General features: G+C 59.0%; 4 protein-coding genes. 2 read left to right on the forward strand and 2 right to left on the reverse strand.

Annotation, left to right across the window (positions count from 1 at the left end):
• Together AC1DU6_RS22205 and AC1DU6_RS22210 are read left to right on the forward strand one after the other, a co-directional pair.
• Positions 1 to 208 (forward strand): hypothetical protein (locus AC1DU6_RS22205; protein WP_477859650.1); only part of this gene is annotated, 208 nt, incomplete at its 5' end.
• A 195-nt stretch (positions 209 to 403) separates the two neighbouring features.
• A complete protein-coding gene (locus AC1DU6_RS22210) occupies positions 404 to 1,630 on the forward strand; it encodes a hypothetical protein (protein ID WP_477859652.1) in 1,227 nt (408 codons plus the stop codon).
• Between the two features lie 56 nt (positions 1,631 to 1,686).
• Here AC1DU6_RS22210 and AC1DU6_RS22215 read toward each other — a convergent pair whose 3' ends face one another.
• Positions 1,687 to 3,159, reverse strand: coding sequence for a toll/interleukin-1 receptor domain-containing protein (locus tag AC1DU6_RS22215; protein WP_477859654.1), 1,473 nt, complete (start codon positions 3,157 to 3,159; stop codon positions 1,687 to 1,689).
• A gap of 274 nt (positions 3,160 to 3,433) precedes the next feature.
• Positions 3,434 to 3,967 carry an alpha-ketoglutarate-dependent dioxygenase AlkB family protein gene (locus AC1DU6_RS22220; protein ID WP_457324880.1) on the reverse strand — a complete coding sequence of 178 codons (534 nt, stop codon included), beginning with the start codon at positions 3,965 to 3,967 and terminating at the stop codon, positions 3,434 to 3,436.
• Positions 3,968 to 4,118: the final 151 nt, after the last annotated feature.

Consider the following 4,118-nt stretch of genomic DNA (forward strand, 5'->3'; position numbering starts at 1 on the left):
GTACTACCCGGCGCATTTCAGCGACCAGATCGACCAGGCGCTCGATGTCAAGGATCCGGAAGCCAGGCGACAGGAAAAGGACAAACTGCGTCAAAGGGTCGTCGACTGGCTTGTGGCCAACGAGGCCGCTGGAAAAACTGCTCTCGCGGAGTCGGCTAAGACAGTTATCACCCAGTTGCAGGCTATCGAAAAGCAACTGGCAGGGTGATGACACCGAAAGTTCTGCGTGGTTGTTCATTTTTCCGTCGGCGCCARCAAACCTGACCGACGTACTTCATCAGCCCGCGGATATCACATCGATCAAGCTCAGCGGCTCCTGATCAATCAGACCGGGCCTGCTCGATCCCAGCATCTCGTTTGTCGCCGGGCACTTCACAACCTTCATGCACCCTCGGAGGCCTTCATGTCGCTACTCTGGGGGAATCGGCAACGCCGGACGAACCAACTCATACGGGCGTTGGCGCCTGGAATCCTTCAGCAGGCTCCGCCTGATTCRCAGAGGCTTTTCGCGCTCTGCCGCCTGACGTGGATCACTGCTGCCTATGACGAGATCAGTGAAACATACGTCAGTCGACTCAAGATCCCCGCCCTTGGTGACGCGCTGGAAGAGGAMTTTTCCCATCTGTCCATCGACTCCGTCGCCACGGCCGTCGCACGGCAACTGGGCGATCAACAGCTAGCGGAAGTCGTAAGAAGTCACACCGGCTTCACCAATTTCTATCGAGCCTATAGAAACTCGGCGCGTGGTTGGATGGAGGCCAATGTCGCTGCCGTTGCGATGATCTTTAGGCGCGCCTTTGCGCTTACAGACGATGTTGAGGCCGAGACATTGGCCCGAGACATCGCCGCACTGCCGGGCATCCCCAAGGCAAATCACCCGGAACAGTTGATGCGGCCGGAGTACTTGCTAACACCCGTGTGCTTTGCGCTCGACCCACGCCTGCGATTCCCAATCATCAATGGAGCGCCGCGTGTCAGGTCCCTGCTTCGGCGGGTTGGAGTGACAGATCACTCGATCGCCAATCAAGTACGGGCATTGGTTGCCCTGATCGGACGCGACGGAATCGAGGATGCGGCCGACCTCGATCAACTTGGTCTTGCCGAACTGATCGACATCGGTAGGCCAACACACGAATCTCCGCGGAGTTTGCTGCAGCCGGTGCCCGAGGAAGGAGATGCGCTTCCCCTGAAAGATGAGGAGGACATTCGCCGCCTGCAGCAGGCGTTGGACGTGGTGCAGCGCCGCGTTCACAACCGGATGACTAACGATCTGCGCACAGCGCTCGCGAGATGGAACGTCTTCGAGGGGCGGCGCGCGGACTGCCGCTATGACGTGCTGGTTGGCGACTACGACGGCAACAAAAATGATCTTCTGCTAGAAGTGAAAAGCACTGTCGATGCAGCACAAGTTCGCATGGCAATTGGTCAGGTGTTCAGCTACTGGCATCGCCTTTCAGGGCCGACCGACGATTGCCATGTCGCCATAGTCCTACCTGAGCGTCCAGATGTAGCAACTGCGGAGCTGCTGCATTGGCTGGAGATCGGGTTGCTATGGTTCGAGGATCGGCAGCTTCGTACCGGCACTGAATGGTTACGGTTGTTCGTCGCCGAATGCCTGCCAGTCGCGTGACGCGGTAGCTGATCTGGACGTGCAATGCCGAGTTTTCGTCTGCCAGCAGCAGAATGCTATTCCTTGGTCAGCACTTGCAGATTCGTTGCCTCTACAAAGTTGATTCCCCAGTATCGATTGACGGATAGCATTTTGAATTCGTCAAGCAGTCGAGCGCCTTCTAAGACCCTTGTCATCATGTCTGCGGCGTCTTTGACTCCAAGCGCTGTGTGGATGTCTCGACGAATATCGGGGTCAGTCGCCTTCATAAAGAGCGGCAGGCCCCCAGTCTCAGCTTTGTACACGCCAGTTCGCGGAGCCCAATAGCGCGTGCCGCCGTTTACCTCCCGCTCGTTGGCGTGAACTACCCCATCAAGAGCTAACAGAAAGTCTGCTTGCACCATATCGGCGAACGAAGTGTGCTCGGGCGAGCAGCGCTCTTTCAGCATGTCCGCTGTCAAGCTAGCGCGGTTCAGCTTCAGGCGATAGTTCCGATGCTCGTCTATGGACGGCATGAATGCATCGAACGCGTTGATGTCCGCGGCCTTCCTTCCGGAATGGTCCGTGCGCAGGACAAACGGGTACTTGCACAGCGCCCGAAGGCACTTCCAACGCTCATGCCGGATAAGCGCCGCCGTTATCAGCAACACCGACTCAAGCGCGAAGAACCGGTAGAGGTCTGACCAGCCGTCAACGTAGGTGCCGTCCGTGAGCGGCGGGCCGAACTTTTGGCCCAGCGACTCAAGCAAGAGAAAGCACGCTTTGAGCGCCTTCGGATCATCGTCAGAGAATCCCGCAAGCGCGTCGACATAGTCTGCGACTTGGTCCCGCAGTTGCTTGGTCCGCAAGATCGCTTGGTAGATCTGCTCGTCGTAACCCGCTACTCCGTCCGGCTTCACGTACAACCGGTCTACCTCGGCGACGACGCTGCGCACAAAGAGCAGCTCCAAGCCGCTACGGTTGGGCTTGCCCTCCTTGATTGCTCTAATCGTGCCCGCAAGCTCCCGCGCCATTGGCAAGGCGCCGCCGCCACCGTCGGCCTTAAGAAAGGCTGGCGGCTGGCCAAGGAGCGGCTCAGGGTGGAGGGGTACGTCGTAGATCTGCCGAAGCAGCTCATCTAGGCCAGGGCCGTATGCCTCGTCTGAGGACATGTCGACGTAAATTCGCCCCCTCATGAACACGGGCAGGAAGGCCTCGCCGTGCTCGTCACGCTCGCAAACCACGGGGATGAACTTCGTCTGCCCGACCTTCGTGTACAGCTCTTGCGAAATGATCTGACTCTCGGTTCCAACGCCCCCCGACCGGCTGTCGGCTTTCTCCGCATACTTGCGGTCGCACAGCACGAGAACCTTGGCCACCGACTCGTCGGTCACCATGGACTCCATGAAGACGTATTTGTCCTGGCCGGGCTTCAGTCGCCACTTGTCCAGGACGGCGTCAACACCGTGAGTCCGTAGAGCAGTCGCCAGCTCCATGACGAAGCGTTCATGGTCGGAACCCGACCAGCTGTAAGAGATGAATATCTTTGGCTGTTCTTTGGTCGCGCTCATCGCCCACCCTCTTTTGCCGAGGCATTCTAGGGATCGGCTGGTTGCCGACGCAGCCGCGCCCTGCAAACCGCGCACGAGCTGCCAGCGAAGAGCCAGTTCTGTCGCCCACCGGTAGGCAAGCCCTGTACTCAGGGCGAGATCACCGATGAGATGCCGCTCACCGCGCCGTGGTAAGCAAGGCAGAGGTGCCTAAGCACTGAACATCGGATGCATAGGCGACGTAGCCTACTCGAAGCCGGTCGTTGGCGGAGCAGCCGCAGCGGCCGCTCCGGCTTCACTTCAAGATCAGTCGGAAGGTCAAGCTGATGCGAGGGCCTACGCCCTCCGCTTTGGGAATTGCGTGCAACCAATCTTCCTGGGATGACGGTGGCATGTACAGCAGCGAGCCACTAGGCAGCAGCAGGCGGTGTTCAAGTGACCTATCGGCCTTGCTGCGAAAAACGAACTCCCTTTCGGTGCCGAGTGAGACGATTGCCACGCCGGTACCGGGCGCCAACTCTTCCGCTGAGTCTGAGTGAAATCCCATCGAGGCGCTGCCGTCCTCGTAGTAGTTGAGCAGGCAGTTATTCGGTGCGAATCCGACGCGCGGCGTGACGTGATCGGCAACGGCCTGTAGCGACGGCAGCATCGGGCGCGCTGGGTACGTCATTTGGGAGTAGTCGTAGGACACGCCGTAGCTCGCCGTTTTTCGCGCCCTCATGCGCTCGTCCCAATCTACGTCCTGGACCAGCTGGCGAAACAGCGCCTGAGAATCTGAAAGCAGGTGGGCGTCAAAGTCGAAGGCTGGGCTCGGTGGATCGGTCTTCATGGCCTTATGTTGCCGAACATTTGAGGCCTCGTCTTGGTGAAGGGCCTACGTCGATTTGCCGCGTACCTGGGCCTTTGGCCCATAAAAAAGGAGGCGCAAGAGCCCCTCCTAGAAAACGCCGAATCAGAACGGGAAGTCGGCCTTCTTGATC

Source organism: Roseateles sp. P5_B10, assembly GCF_056400485.1.